Origin of the sequence: Desulfovibrio piger ATCC 29098 (genome assembly GCF_000156375.1) — a bacterium.
In the GTDB taxonomy this organism is placed as follows: domain Bacteria; phylum Desulfobacterota; class Desulfovibrionia; order Desulfovibrionales; family Desulfovibrionaceae; genus Desulfovibrio; species Desulfovibrio piger.
The window spans coordinates 1-11,071 of record NZ_DS996356.1 but is presented as its reverse complement, the minus strand read 5'-3'; the positions used below and the strand labels follow the sequence as shown (position 1 = coordinate 11,071).

General features: G+C 63.9%; 10 protein-coding genes and 1 riboswitch. Of the genes, 7 read left to right on the top strand and 3 right to left on the bottom strand.

Annotation, left to right across the window (positions count from 1 at the left end; all coding sequences use genetic code 11):
* The 4 genes from DESPIG_RS05620 to DESPIG_RS05605 form a co-directional block, all read left to right on the top strand.
* A partial coding sequence (locus DESPIG_RS05620; RefSeq protein ID WP_006006085.1) for a hypothetical protein occupies nucleotides 1-392 on the top strand: 392 nt, incomplete at its 5' end.
* Nucleotides 393-656: 264 nt separating this feature from the next.
* Nucleotides 657-2,768: a phage tail protein gene (locus tag DESPIG_RS05615; protein ID WP_006006084.1), complete on the top strand. Its 2,112-nt coding sequence runs from the start codon at nucleotides 657-659 to the stop codon at nucleotides 2,766-2,768.
* A gap of 14 nt (nucleotides 2,769-2,782) precedes the next feature.
* The gene (locus tag DESPIG_RS05610) at nucleotides 2,783-3,241 is read left to right on the top strand and encodes a GNAT family protein (protein ID WP_040369479.1); all 459 of its coding nucleotides are present in this window, start codon (nucleotides 2,783-2,785) and stop codon (nucleotides 3,239-3,241) included.
* Nucleotides 3,241-3,816, top strand: a complete 576-nt coding sequence (locus tag DESPIG_RS05605; protein WP_006006081.1) for a hypothetical protein — start codon at nucleotides 3,241-3,243, stop codon at nucleotides 3,814-3,816. Before DESPIG_RS05610 ends, DESPIG_RS05605 begins: the two co-directional genes overlap by 1 nt.
* 350 nt (nucleotides 3,817-4,166) lie before the next feature.
* Here the strand turns inward: DESPIG_RS05605 and rbr are convergent, their stop codons facing one another.
* On the bottom strand, nucleotides 4,167-4,742 hold the full coding sequence (gene rbr, locus DESPIG_RS05600; protein WP_006006079.1) for a rubrerythrin: 576 nt from the start codon (nucleotides 4,740-4,742) through the stop codon (nucleotides 4,167-4,169).
* Between the two features lie 269 nt (nucleotides 4,743-5,011).
* On the opposite strand from rbr, the gene DESPIG_RS05595 reads away from it, so the two are divergent.
* Both DESPIG_RS05595 and DESPIG_RS05590 read left to right on the top strand, forming a co-directional pair.
* A complete protein-coding gene (locus DESPIG_RS05595) occupies nucleotides 5,012-5,905 on the top strand; it encodes a M48 family metallopeptidase (RefSeq protein ID WP_006006077.1) in 894 nt (297 codons plus the stop codon).
* 8 nt (nucleotides 5,906-5,913) lie between these two features.
* Nucleotides 5,914-6,654, top strand: coding sequence for a sulfite exporter TauE/SafE family protein (locus tag DESPIG_RS05590; protein ID WP_006006076.1), 741 nt, complete (start codon nucleotides 5,914-5,916; stop codon nucleotides 6,652-6,654).
* 58 nt (nucleotides 6,655-6,712) lie between these two features.
* Here DESPIG_RS05590 and DESPIG_RS05585 read toward each other — a convergent pair whose 3' ends face one another.
* Nucleotides 6,713-7,372 carry a potassium channel family protein gene (locus DESPIG_RS05585; protein ID WP_006006075.1) on the bottom strand — a complete coding sequence of 220 codons (660 nt, stop codon included), beginning with the start codon at nucleotides 7,370-7,372 and terminating at the stop codon, nucleotides 6,713-6,715.
* Between the two features lie 106 nt (nucleotides 7,373-7,478).
* Entirely contained in the window at nucleotides 7,479-8,840 is a 1,362-nt protein-coding gene (locus DESPIG_RS05580) for a TrkH family potassium uptake protein (RefSeq protein WP_006006074.1), read from the bottom strand.
* Nucleotides 8,841-9,068: 228 nt separating this feature from the next.
* A riboswitch (TPP riboswitch) is annotated at nucleotides 9,069-9,182 on the top strand.
* 47 nt (nucleotides 9,183-9,229) lie between these two features.
* On the opposite strand from DESPIG_RS05580, the gene thiC reads away from it, so the two are divergent.
* Complete coding sequence (gene thiC, locus DESPIG_RS05575; RefSeq protein WP_006006073.1) at nucleotides 9,230-10,525, top strand: phosphomethylpyrimidine synthase ThiC; 1,296 nt, start codon at nucleotides 9,230-9,232, stop codon at nucleotides 10,523-10,525.
* Nucleotides 10,526-11,071: the final 546 nt, after the last annotated feature.

The following is an 11,071-nucleotide window of genomic DNA, read 5'->3' as shown; positions in this document are numbered from 1 at the left end:
CCTTCGCCGCCGCCGAGTTCGCCACCTTCGCCAGGGCCGGGCTGTTCGCGGACTGGGCCGCCGGTCAGACCTATGCCAAGGGCTACCGCCTGGCCCACAAGGGCATCGTCTATGAGGTGATGCAGGAAGTGACTGCCATCGAGAACCAGCCCCCGGATGCCGCCGGGATGCTGGCCGTGTACCGTCCGCTGTCCGTGGACCCGGAGACCGGTGAAGAGCCGGACGGCAGTAAGGAGCATCCCTTCGCCTTCCTCTACGGCATGGATGTCACCAAGGACAGCTACTACAGCTATGAGGGCAAGCTCTGGCTGGCCAAGGCCGACATGCCCGCCTGCGTCTGGGTGCCGGGCACGGAAGGCCTGTGGCAGTGGGAAGAGGCGGGCGCGATCTGAGCGCCGGCGGATGCGGAAATGTCCCGTCTTTTGTACAGCGGATACCGACCCGGACACGCAGCGTCACGGCCCGTGCCCGAGAACGCACGGGCAGAGACGGATGCGGCAAAATGAACTCTAATATCCTGCGTCTGCCCCGATCTCCCAAGCCCCTTCCACGTCCTGTGATGCCGCCTTCTTCAACGCGATCCGGGAAACCTCCCTCGCAGATCTTCTTCTGACAGGTCTGCTTCGCCCGCAACCTCCACCTTTTTTTGAGGTCCCATGCGCATAGCCCTGCACAACTTCACCGGCGGCGAGGTCTCGCCCATCCTGGCCGCTCGCTATGATCTTTCCCGCTACGGCAGTTCCGTGCAATGCATGGAGAACATGCTGCCCGGCCTGCACGGTGACGTACGCCGCCGCCCCGGCACGCTGTTCCTGGGCAGCCTAGAGGGCGAGGCCGTGCTCCTGCCCTTCAGCTTCAATGCTCTGGCGGAGCAAAACTTCGTGCTCGTCCTTTCCGGTCATTCCCTGTGCATCGCCGACATCCATGGCTTCGACAGGCAGACAGGAGCCCTCCCCCGTCTGCCCACGCCCTACGAGGCCCGGCATCTGCTGGAGATCTGCGCCGCCCAGGTGGGGGATACCGTCTATCTGGCTCACACGGCCTATCCGCTGCACAAGCTCGTCCGCAGTACGTACAGTGACCCGGAAGCTCCCCTTCCCGACAATGCCATCCGCAGCCACGGCTATCGCTGGACGCTGGAAGCCGTGGCCCTCAACAGCAGCCTGCCCGCTCCCCAGGCCCCCGACTGTACGTTCGTGCGCGGCAACAACGACGATGACGCGGGGCTCGGCTATACGCTGCGGTACAAGATCGTGGCCGTGGACGCCAACGGCAAGCAGTCGCTGGCCTCGGAGGCGGGCAGCTGTGACGGCAAACATCCCTCCGACTGGGTGGTGGGCAACCGCACGGACATCTCCTGGACAGCCGTGGAGGGCGCCACGGAATACAACATCTACCGGGAGGAGGCAGGCTATTACGGCTTCATCGGCGTCAGCAGCGGCACGACCTTTTCGGACAACAACTATCAGGCCGACACGGCCGATACCCCGCGCGAGGACTGGGACCCGTTCGCCGACGGCAACAATCCGTCCGTGGTGGCCTTCCACCAGCAGCGCATGGTCCTGGCGGGCACACGCGACAGCCCGCAGGCCTTCTACCTTTCGCGCAGCGGGGACTTCGAGAACTTCCGCAAGTCCCGCCCCCTGCAGGACGACGACCCGGTGGAATACCTTATCGCGTCCGGCTCCATCGACGCCATCGCCTGGGCGGCCAGCTTCGGGGATCTGCTGCTGGGCACCTCGGGCAGCGAATACAAGGCCAGCGGCAACGGCAGTGCCATCACCCCGGGCAACATCACCATCACGGCCCAGTCCTACTGGGGCAGCGCGGGCCTTGCGCCCATCATCATCGGCAATGCCATCCTGCATGTGCAGCGCCACGGCGCCCATGTGCGCGACCTGTTCTATTCGCTGGAAAAAGACGGCTACGCGGGCAATGACCTCTCCATCCTGGCCCCGCATCTGTTCGAAGGCCACCGTCTGCGCCAGTGGGCCTATCAGCAGACGCCCGGGTCCGTGCTCTGGATCGTGCGCGACGACGGCCTGCTGCTGGCCCTGACCTATCTCAAGGAGCACGACATCTGGGGCTGGAGCCGCCACCCCACGGCCGGCGAGGTGCTGTCCGTGTGCAGCATCTCCGGCCCGGACAGCGACGAGCTTTTGCTGGTGGTCCGCCGCCGGGATGCGGACGGCGGGAGCCGCTACTGTCTGGAACGCCTGGCCCCCCAGTGGCAGGACAGCGATCCTGTGGAGGAAGCCTTCTTCGTGGATTGCGGCCTGAGCATCCGCCGGGAAGAAGCGGCAAACGACGTGGACGGGCTCGACCATCTGGAAGGGCAGTCGTTGGCCGTGCTGGCGGACGGGAGCCCCGTGGAAGGCTGCGTGGTGCGGCAGGGCCGCATCCGGCTGCCCTTTGCCGCCCGCATCGTCCAGGCGGGCCTGGCCTATGCCTCGGTCCTGTCGCCCCTGCCCGTGGAAGGCAACGGCGAATCCGGCAGCACGCTGGGACGGCAACGGGCACTGGGCCGCTGCTGCCTGCGCCTGTACCGCAGCGTGGGCGGCCGCTACGGGACCGGCCGCGACGAACTCTACGACATCCCCTTCCTGCCCCGGCGCTGGGATGAGGCCTGCCGACCTTTCAGCGGCGATGTGGATTTTTTGCCCGCCGGAGGCCACAGCCCCTCGGCCACTATCTGGCTGGTGCAGGAACGCCCCCTGCCCTTCCATCTGCTGGCCCTGAGCCTGGATGTGGAATTTGCGGAGATATGAACCAAGGAGGCACCATGATCCATTGTCACTGTGAACCGCTCGCCCGCCTGTTGCCGGAGCTGCCGCCCCTGTTGCAGGCCCACTGGGACGAGAGCGAAGCCGCCCTGTTCGGCCCGCAGGCCTACGCGCTGGACACGGAACGCTATGCATGCTGGGAGCGCCTGGGCATGCTGCATGTGGTGACGGCCCGGGATGGTTCCGGCAAGCTGCAGGGCTACGCCGCCTTCACCCTTACGGACTGCCCGCACCGTCAGGGCAAACGTCTGGCCGCCCTGGACGGACTGTATCTGGCCCCGGCCGCCCGCAAGGGCCTGACCGTCCTGCGTCTGCTGCGCACGGCCGAGGCCGGGCTCAGGGAACGCGGCGCGGATATGATCCAGTACAGCTCCCCGGCCTCCCGCCCCTGTGACGTCCTGTATCGCCGTCTGGGGGCCCGCCATACGGAAAGCGTCTGGCACAAGGAGCTGTGCTGATGGCCTTGGCCAGCAGTACCGCGGCCCTGCTGGGGGCCGCCGTGACCCTTGCCAGCACCGCCGTGGGCACCTGGAGTGCCGTGAGCCGTCAGGAGGAGCAGCGCAAACAGGCGGAATTCTCCGCCGACATGGCCCGGCGCAATGCGCAGGTGGCGGAAGAGAATGCCCGCATGGCCGAGGAAGAAGCCCGGCAGACCCGGGCCGACAGTTACGATGCGGCGGTGCGCAAACGGCAGGAAACGTCCCTGCTGGTCGGCAAGCAGCGGGCACAGGCCGGGGCCTCGGGGGCGCAGATCGACAGCGGCAGCCAGCTGGACAGCCAGCTGGACCTGCGGGAAAAAGGAGAACTGGATGCCCTGTCCATCGAGGAACAGGGAGAACGCGCGGCCTACAATCAGGAAGTCCAGGCCTGGAACCAGCGCAATGCCGCACAGGGATCCCAGGCCAGGGAACGGCAGCTGCGCAGCAAAAGCAGCACGGACTATCTTTCCCTGAGCAAGACCCTGCTCAACGGCGCCGGACGTCTGGGCAACAACTTCGATCTGTTCTCGGGCCAGGGGCCGCGCCTGCCCTGAAGACCCTGGCGACGGGTGTGGAGCTGCTGCCGGGCAATGCGTGGGCCGGGAACGTGCAGGGCAGCAAACGGCCAAGGCAACGTCCGGTTTGCGGGTCTGTCCGGCTTTCTTTGTCTGCACGTTCTGGCCGTGACACATCCCGCTCCCGGCAGCAGTGCCTTGCCAGATACTCCCCTGCAGAAAAAACTCTCTCCGCTCCGACCTGCCGCCGGGGACAGGCCCCTTGAACAACAAAAGGCCATCCCTCCAAGAAGGGATGGCCTTTTTTACATGACACGAAAAAGGGCCGCGGCATCATGCCACGGCCCCGGGTATCCATACTGTAGCGGGCAGGCTACGTCAGGAAAGGACTAGAAGGTGTAGTTCAGTTCTTCGAAGTGGGCCTTGGGATGGGCACAGGCCGGGCACAGATCGGGAGCGTGGGTACCTTCCACCAGGCAACCGCAATTGCGGCAGCGCCACACGGTGGCTTTTTCACGCATGAACATGCGTCCTTCCTTGATGTCCTTGGCCAGGGCCAGGAAGCGCTTTTCGTGGTAGGCTTCGGCCACGGCGATGTTGCGCATCACAGCGGCGATCTCGGAGAAACCTTCCTTTTCGGCCACAGCGGCGAAGGAAGGATACATTTCCGTGTGCTCGTGGTTTTCACCGGCAGCGGAGGCCAGCAGGTTGGCTTCCGTGGCACCGATGATGCCGGCAGGGAAAGCACCCACGATCTCCACATCGCCGCCTTCAAGGAACTTGAACAGGCGCTTGGCGTGTTCCTTTTCCTGCAGGGCGGTTTCCTGGAAGATGTCGCGGACCAGGACGTAGCCATCGCTTTTGGCTTTGGCAGCAAAGAAGTCGTAACGGTTGCGGGCCTGAGATTCACCGGCGAAAGCGGTCAGGATGTTTTTCTCGGTCTGGGTACCTTTCAAAGATTTCATATGCTGTCTCCCGAGCCGTGGCTCTGTTGGTGTGCTTGTTGTTGAGGAGGTCTTGTTCCGTTCCCCGTTGAGTTATTGATAATAAATCTCATTAACAAAAGCAAGCACTTTTTCCACTTTCCCGAAAAAAATTATCGGGCTGCCTGTGACCTGCATAGCGCCAAATCCATAAAAAAACAAGCATATTTATACTAATATTCTGAAATCATTCATATATTTTTTACAATATCGTGTTTGCAGCCCCGCAACAGCTGTGGCAAGCTTGCGGCATGCAGCCCCTCTTCGCTCCTTCTTCCGTCCAGCTTCTCGATGACGAACGCTCCGTCCTGTTCATTCTGGCGAACGGCAGTCGTCATGTGGCACGCCTCATACCTTCCGCCCGGGCCCGGAACCTGCGCCTGCGCCTGAGCCCGGACAGGGGCCTGCTCCTGACCGTGCCTGCCGCCATGCCCGCCACGGCCTTGCCCGCCCTGCTGTTTTCCTTCCTGCCCTGGCTGGAACGTCACCTTCCCGCCTGTCCCGCGCCCGCACCGCTCGTCGTGCCTGAAAGCCTCCTCCTGCCCCTGCGCGGTACGGCCCTGAGGGTCATTTCCGCCGGGCCGCTGGCCGAGGGCCGCCGCCAGACGCCTTCCTGCACGGAACCTCCCCTGCTGTTGCGCTCCGGCAGCAAGCGCCTGCTGGCCCTGGTCCGGCATGAGGAACTCCGGCTCTATGCCGTTGCCGCGCCGGAAGACGCCGCCCTGCTGCTGCGCCACTGGTGCCGCCGGCAGGCGGAAAAGCTGCTGCCGCCCTACCTGCAACAGCTCGCCCGACGGGGAGGCCTCACCGTCGCCCGGGTCACCGTCAGGGACCAGCGCCGTCGCTGGGGCAGCTGCAGCGCCCGTGACGGCGGCAGCATCAGCCTCAACTGGCGTGCCGTCCTGCTGCCCCTTTCCCTTCTGGACCACCTGTGCTGGCACGAGCTGTGCCACCTGCGTCATATGGATCATTCCCCGGCCTACCGGCAGGCACTGGCCAAGGTCTCCCCTGACTGGAAACTCCAGGAACGCCACCTGACCGCCTTCTGGCGCGATCTGCCGGTCTGGGCACGCCCCTGCCCCGTGCCCGCCCCGGAAAAAGCCGCCGGACGGACAGCTTTACAAGCCCACAACAGCCCCGTATAGCCATCTTTATGGACTGGATATCATTCTTCATTTGCTTCACGGGCTGGACCCTGGGCGGTATCGTCAACGGCATCAGCGGACTGGGCGCGGGCATCTTCGCCTTGCCCATCGTCCTGCTGGTCACGGACATCAAGACGGCCTCCCTCATCACCTGCATCATCTGCATCCCGCTGCCTGCCATCCTTGGCTGGCAGTTCCGCCATTATTACCGCATGGCCGATCTGCGACTGCTGCTCCTGGGCACCATCCCCGGAGCCCTGCTGGGCGTGGCCCTGCTGCCGCTCATCCCCGCGCGCGTCCTGCAGATAGGTCTGGGGCTCATGCTCATGGCCCACATGATCTGGCATCTGCTCGCCCACCGGCCGGGCCCTTTGCGCTCCCCCCTGCTCTGGGGATCCGTCAGCGGGGCCGTGGCCGGATTCATCCAGGCCGTGAGCGGCCTCGGCGGCCCGGCCATCGGCATGTATGCCCAGCTGGCCCACTGGGACAAGGACCGCACACGCGGCAATATCAGCCTGTACTTCCTGGGGCTCTCCCTGCCTCTGGTCCTCATGCAATATCTGGCGGGCTATTACACCGGGCCCGTGATCCAGGGCCTGATCCCCTGTCTGCTGGGCTGCGGCGCGGGCCTGGTCATCAGTTATCCCCTGGCCCGCAAGATCGGCGAGGCCAGCTTCCAGCGCCTGCTGGCCGTCGTCATCGGCCTGTCGGGCTTCTCCATCCTGACACGGGCCCTGCTGGACAGCTGAACGAAAAAAGGACGCCATCACGGCGTCCTTTTGTATTGGTCAACAGCAGCAAGGCAGGCTACGGCTCCAGCTTGCGCACGGCATCGGCCCTGCCGGCCACCACCAGCGTATCGCCCTTGTGCAGCACGGTGAGTGCCGGCGGGACGAACTGGAAGGCGCGCTCGCCTGCCGGACGGATGCCCATGACCATGACCCCGAAAGACTGGATCAGGTTCAGGTCCACCAGCGTGCGCCCGTGCCAGTTGTCGACGCGCAGTTCCTGGATGGCGATGCCGCCGTATTTGGGGATCAGGTCCAGCATGCCCGGATGGCACAGCTGGTGCGCGGCCATGACGGCGGCTTCCATCTCGGGCACGATGGCCCTGTCCACATGCAGGCGCTGCAGGATCTTTTTGTGTTCCTCGTTGGAGGCCTTGACCCAGATCTTGGGGCCGCCCAGCTCCTGGACGTTGAGCGTGATGCTCAGGGACTGTTCCACCCCCTCGCCCACACTGATGACCACCCAGTCCAGATCCTGCACGTGCAGGGAGCGCAGGACGCTCAGGCTGGTGGCGTCGGCCTTGTAGACCGTGTCCAGCAGCTCTTCGGCCAGCTGCACACGGGCATCGGACATGTCGATGCCGATGACCGTATGGCCCATGGAAGCCAGAGTCGTGGCCATGCGCAGGCCGAATTTTCCCAGACCGATGATGCCGATTTCCAAAGTTTTCTCTGCCATGCAGGCTCCTTGTCACGATGGCGCCGATGCCCGCCCGCAGGGCGGCGTCGGGAACAGCCGCGGACACGGTCTTTGCCGTGCCCCTTCAAAACGATCTTTCTCCGGTTTAGCCCACGGGCAGCTGGCTTTCCGCGTAGGCGTAGGCCTTTTTGGGCTGCAGGCTGCGCAGGGCCAGCAGCAGGGAGAGCAGCCCCACCCGTCCGGCGAACATGTTGAATATCAGGATGCACTTGCCTTCACTGGTCAGCTCGGGGGTCAGGTTGACGCTCAGCCCCACGGTGCCCTGCGCCGAGACCACCTCGAACAGCAGGTTGACGAAGGCCATGCTCTGTCCCTCGACCCGGTGCAGGATGCCGTTTTCCGTGATGGTCAGCAAAAAGACGGAAAAGAAGATGCTCAGCGTGTACAGCAAAAAGAGCGTCAGGGCCCGCGTCAGGTTCTCCGGCGGTACGCCCCGCTTGTGGAAGACGATCTGGCGATCCCCGCGCACCTGGGCGACCACATAGCCCACCAGCAGACGGAAGGTCACGATCTTGATGCCGCCGGCACACGACCCCGGCCCGCCCCCGATGAACATCAGGACCATCAGGACCATCAGGCTCGCGTGGCTCCAGTTGGCCATGTCCACCATATTGAACCCGGCGGTACGGGCGGAGATGGAATGGAAGAGCGAGATCAGGAACAGGTGGAGGCCGTCCCCCACCAGGTCTTCGTTGCCGGCACGGCGCCATTCCACCACGAAGATCAGCAGCGCCCCGGCCAGGATGAGGAAAAGGCTGGTATTGATGACCAGACGGCTCAGGCGGCTCAGGCTCGTCACCGGCGCCAGACGCCCCCGGCTCAGGATGCCCAGGCATTCCCGCAGCACGCCGAAACCGATGCCCCCCAGGACGATGCAGGTGCAGATGACCGTGCAGACCAGGCCGTCTTCCCGAAAGGCGACCATATTGTCCGGCGCCAGAGCAAAACCGGCGTTGCAGAAGGCCGAGATAGCATGGAACAGGGCGCTGAACGGATGAAAGAACACCGGGTCGTGCAGGAAGAGCACCAGCGCGGCCAGCAGTTCCACCCCCAGGACGATGCACACCACCTGCAGGAGAAACTGGCTCATATTGAAATCCCCGCCCAGCAGGGCCTGGCTCACGGCCTCGCGGCTGGTGAAGGGCACCTGCTTGCGCCACAGGAGGAAGATCAGGCTGGTGTAGGTCATGACGCCCAGACCGCCCACCTGGATGAGCACGAGCAGCACGCCCTGCCCCACAGGGCTCAGCACCCGGCTGATGTCCACCGGGGACAGACCGGTCACACAGACGGCGGAAGTGGACAGGAACGCAGCATCCACCACGGAAAGGGAAGCGCCCTCGCCATGACAGACGGGCAGGCACAGGGCCAGTGTCCCCAGCAGGATCATGGCCGCAAAGGAGATGGCCGGCCATGTCAGGGGGGTGAGATAACGTTTGCGCTGCATGCTCTCCTCTGGGCTCAGGAGGCATCATCTCATTGCCGCCTTCGGCATCCAATAACGGGCCCCAAGCCCGTCCGCTTGCCTCCTGAGCAAAGATCGCTCCCGGCACGCCATCCTGAAAGGACGTCCGTGTCAGGGGGCGATGACGCCTGACTCTAGTCCAGCTGCCCGGCTATTGCAAGCCGCACCCCAGGGCCTCACTTTACAGCCGGGGCAAAGCCCGCTACAGTGCCCGCCAGCTAGGGGAGCCGTGAACGGCAGTTGCACGGCTGAGAGTGGGATAGTCCCAGACCCTGTGAACCTGACGCAGTTCGCACTGCCGTAGGGAAGCTGAGCCGCACCCGCGAAAAACAGGTTGTGGCTTTTTTTGCGCCCTGCGTCCAAACCCAAGGATGCAACCCATGTCTTCCATCCTCTCCCGTAACGCCGCCCTGCGCGGCCTTCTGGACCAGCATCTGGCCGCCCTTTCCCAGGAAGAGGGCCTTGCCCCTGAAACCATCACCAGCGCCATCGAAGCCGGCAGCATGGTCCTGCTGGGCAATCCCGCCCATGCCGGCCTGGCGCCCATCGTCGTGGGCCAGCCCTCGCGCATCAAGGTCAACGCCAATATCGGCACCTCGCCGCTGTGCAACTGTCTGCACACCGAAAAACGCAAGCTGGCCGTAGCCCTGGAAGCCGGAGCCGATACGGTCATGGACCTTTCCATCGCCGGGGATCTGGATGCCATCCGTACGGGCATGCTGGCCGCTTGCCCCCGCCCGCTGGGCACCGTGCCCATGTATTCCGTGGGCCAGCAGATCCTGGACAATGACCGGGACATCGCCAGCATGCAGCCTGACGACCTGTTCGCCGAGATCGAAAAGCAGGCCCGCCAGGGCGTGGACTTTATGACCGTGCACTGCGGCCTGACCAAGCGCGGCGCGGAAATGGCCGTCAAACAGGATCGCGTCATGGGCGTCGTCTCCCGTGGCGGTTCCATGCTGGCCCGTTGGATGCTGGAAAACGGCAAGGAAAATCCCCTGCTGGAATATTTCGACCGTCTCATCGACGTGTGCCGCCAGTTCAACGTCACCCTGTCCCTGGGCGATGGTCTGCGCCCCGGCGCGGGCGTGGATGCCGGTGACGCCGCCCAATGGGAAGAAGTCATCACCCTGGGCCGTCTGGCCAAGTATGCTCTGGAACAGGGCGTGCAGTGCATGATCGAGGGTCCCGGCCATGTGCCCATGAACCAGGTCCGCACCCAGATCCAGGGTATCAAGCGCCTGACCAACAACGCCCCTCTCTATGTCCTCGGCCCCTTGTGTTGCGACAGCGCCCCGGGCTACGATCACATCGCCGGTGCCATCGGCGGTGCCCTGGGCGTGGAAGCCGGTGTGGACTTCCTCTGCTACCTGACCCCGGCCGAGCATCTGACCCTGCCCAATGAAGAAGACGTGCGCGCCGGTGTCATGGCTTCGCGCGTAGCTGCCCATGTGGGCGAAGTGGCCCTGGGCCGCGAACGTGCCGTGCGCCGCGAAGCCACCATGAACGCCGGCCGCAAGGCCCTGGACTGGGACATGATGCGCGAAGTCGCGCTGGATCCCCAGCAGCTGGACAAGCGTCGTGAAGACCACAAGCACGAAGATGTCTGCGCCATGTGCGGCAAGTTCTGCGCCGTGAAGATGCTCAAGGACCAGAAAAAGGACTAGAAAAACCTTTTGAGGGGGAGGGAATCCCTTTTCCTGACGGAAAAAAGGGGTTCCCTCCCCCTTGCCCCCTCCTTCCCCAAAAACCGCTCTCAGGACTGCCTGCATCGCAGGCAGTCTTTTTTTGTAGCTGTCGCAACTGGGGCAGGATGTCCCCATTCAGGGCTAAATGCTCCTGTGTCCATCTGATGGGAGGAAGCCCTTTCTGAAAAGCTCTGGCAGCCACCAGAAAGCGGCCATGCCTGCGTTCTCCTGTCAGGCTGAGCCCCTTAAAACAGCAGGTCACGGCTCCACCTGCTTTTTTCCGTTGATGCCGAGTCCGCCATTTAAACACGGCGATTTGCGGGTACTGACACGCAATGTTTGCTTCTGCGAGCCTACACTACCGTTGCTCTTCGCGTGGTTAACACGCCAGACCGGACTTTCCATCCCTGCACAGACTCACCGGCAAAAGTTTTTGGAAGGGAGGGGTACGGGGAGGGAGAACCTTTTTCCAAAAAGGTTTCCCTCCCCGCAAACTTTTCCACCAAAACAAAAAAATCCCCGGCT